2 protein-coding genes are annotated in these 2,468 nt (G+C 53.9%); both read right to left on the bottom strand.

The window, feature by feature from the left end; genetic code table 11:
• Positions 1 to 1,154: restriction endonuclease subunit S (locus ACKUUH_RS17245; RefSeq protein ID WP_407951124.1), on the bottom strand; the 1,154-nt coding region annotated here is incomplete at its 3' end.
• On the bottom strand, positions 1,151 to 2,468 hold a 1,318-nt coding region (locus ACKUUH_RS17240; RefSeq protein WP_407951123.1), incomplete at its 5' end, for an N-6 DNA methylase. The genes ACKUUH_RS17240 and ACKUUH_RS17245, both read right to left, overlap by 4 nt.

Here is a 2,468-nt window from a genome sequence, read left to right as displayed (position 1 = left end):
CGAGCGGAAAGCGTGGAAAACATTTGACCGCTCTCAGTAAGCTGTCGGCTCAACAGAATTTTGTGTCCTGATACCCCCTCAACGATCTGCCGGTACTTCTTTTGTAAACTCAAAGGCGGCATCATTATCTTAATATTTTGAAATTCTTGAGCATTGATATTTGCCATGCCTATAATGCTCTTGCACATTGCTCGGAGAACAGACTTGCCGTGTCGGGAATTCAGATAGCCGGAAATGAAATACGGATCGGCCACTTTGTCATTCACGCGACCGCGCACCAAGTAACCAGCATAGGTAAAATCTCCGTCCAGATCAAAAACAGCCGTTTTTCCGACTAAATCTGAACTATTTGTTCTATTAAATAGAATATCTCCATTATTTAGAATATACTTCTGCTTTTCAGACTCATTAAGGTCAACGTATTTGAGGTCGCCGACATCCAGTGACCCGGAATATGTGATGTTTCCCATCCGAAGCACGGGAAACTCTCCTTCACTTTCAGATGCTTTCTTCGCAGTGCCGTAACGCACCTCCTCAAGTAGATCGCGGATGGTTCCGACTCGAAATCCGCGTCTGTTGCCGACAGGATCGCCAAACATCTCTAGAAATGCTGCTTGCAGCAGCTCGTTGGCCATCTCCAGCGCTTGCTCGCGCTTCCGGCGAACGCCATCGGCTTTGTCGAGAATCATCGCAATGCGCCGCTGCTCTTTTAGCGAAACATCAGGCACGTTCAGGTTTCGAATTTCTCCGACTCTAATTGATGGGTACGCGGGATCTTTGATAAGACGTGATGGGGGATTTTCACGAAGCCAATAAGTAAGGAAGACCGGATCGTATCGTCCTGTAGGAACAAGCGCGGCCAGATGGCTTACAACATAGGCTGGTTCTGAGAGTCGGTAGACCCGTCCCAGTGTCGCTGACATGCCGCTCTTAGCGAAGACGATAGTGTCCTTAGGGTAAAGTCGAAGGCGCTTTTTCTCGGCGGTGTCATCGGAAATTTTCTCGCAGTCCAACAGCGACCCGCCATTGAGAAGGTTTTCCAGGCTACCGGCACGAATGAAGGGTTTGCCGTCTTCAGCAAACTCATTTGCCTTTAAAGCCGGTTGGCCCGAAGAAACATTCACGACACTGCCAAGGGGAAACATTTCACTCATCCGAGCATCTCCGCCAGCTCGGCGAGGTCAGCGCCAATCTCGTCGTTAAGCGCCTTCATGCGTTCGAGGATGACCTGCGGCGGGTCATATTCCTCTTCTTCGTAGACGACTTCCTTGTAGCGGCCCAGCGAGAGATCGTAGCCGGCTTCCCTAATCTCGGGCGCCGGCACAAAGAACGCCTTGGCCGTGCGATCAGTATCCTTTCTCGGATCGCGCGTCTTCCAGCGGGTAAGGCAATCGGGAATGTCGTTCGCATCAACCGGCTCCCGCTTGTCGTCGAGCGAAAGGCCGTCTGCCTGTACATCGTAGAAAAAGACGTTGTCCGTGCGCCCGCCCTTGGTGAAGACAAGGATGCCGGTGGAGACCCCCGCATATGGTTTGAACACACCGCTCGGCAGAGAGATCACAGCCTCAAGCTGGTTATGGTCGACCAGCAATTCACGAAGCTGCTTGTGCGCGCCGGACGAGCCGAAGAGCACGCCGTCCGGCACGATGGTCGCCGACCGGCCGCCGGTCTTCAGCATGCGCAGGATCAGAGTAACGAAAAGAAGCTCGGTCTTCTTCGTCTTCACCTGGCGCAACAATGCGGGATGCACGTCCTCGAAATCCAACTGGCCTTTGAATGGCGGATTGGCGAGGACGACGTCAAACCCTTCCTGCGCCGCCTTGGGAAAGCGGTCGGTAAAGCTCGTGCTCAGTGTGTCCTGATAATGGATGTCGGGATCATCGACGCCATGAAGCATCAGGTTCATTGCGGCGATGCGCAGCATCGTCGCGTCGAAGTCGTAGCCGTGGAACATGCGACTGCGGATATGGTCGCGATGATCTTCGAGCAGATCGCCGGTGTAGATTTTCTCGACTGCGCCGGTTTCGCGGTCAGTTTCCTCGATGATGGCTTCCGGCGAGGTATAGGTTTCGAGCAGGTACTGCATAACGCTGACGAGAAAGCCGCCGGTGCCGCAGGCGGGATCGCCGACAGTGTCAGTCGGCTTGGGCTCCAGCATCTCGACCATAAGACGGATAATATGCCGGGGGGTTCGGAACTGGCCATTGATGCCGGCCGTGGTCAGCTTGCTGAGCAGGTATTCGTAAAGATCGCCCTTGGTATCGCCTTCAGTCAGCGGTAGCTCGTGGATCATATTGATCGCTTTGACCAGAAGGCTCGGCTTCTGGATCATAAGCTGCGCATCTTTCATGAACTCGGCGAATGCCGTGCCGCTTGCGACCGTCAACTTGAAATGCGGAAAGACCTCATCGCGCACAAGCGGGATAATCTTTTCTGCCGGCGTGTGCCGCACGTTCTGCCAGCGCAGG

The organism is Parvibaculum sp. (genome assembly GCF_045863935.1).
In the GTDB taxonomy this organism is placed as follows: Bacteria; Pseudomonadota; Alphaproteobacteria; order Parvibaculales; family Parvibaculaceae; genus Parvibaculum.
The sequence above is the reverse complement of the archived record's forward strand: the minus strand, read 5'-3'. Positions and strand labels throughout refer to the sequence as shown.